Annotated in this window: 1 protein-coding gene; it reads left to right on the top strand. The window is 43.8% G+C overall.

The genetic code is table 11. From position 1 onward, the window contains the following. Positions 1-251 (top strand): acyl-CoA dehydrogenase family protein (locus RRF55_RS27525; RefSeq protein ID WP_439419232.1); only part of this gene is annotated, 251 nt, incomplete at both ends.

Here is a 251-nt window from a genome sequence, read left to right as displayed (position 1 = left end):
ATGAAGAAGGTTGTACCTTCGACAATGGTGAAGTGAAAACACCAAAAGGCTTCAAAGACGCTTACGACCAGTTTGTCCAAGGTGGCTGGCAAGGTTTGTCTTTCCCTGAAGAATTTGGCGGTCAGAACCTGCCTCAATCTTTAAATCTGATTAAATCGGAAATGATGGGCACCGCAAACTGGTCTTTCCAAATGTACCCAGGTTTAAGCATCGGCTGTATGAACACCATTTTACAGTTTGGTACAGACGAA

This window comes from Klebsiella sp. K47 (assembly GCF_051858335.1).
Lineage (GTDB): Bacteria > Pseudomonadota > Gammaproteobacteria > Enterobacterales > Enterobacteriaceae > Klebsiella > Klebsiella pneumoniae.
Note: the sequence above shows the minus strand (reverse complement) of the source record. Positions and strands in the feature narration are given on the sequence as shown.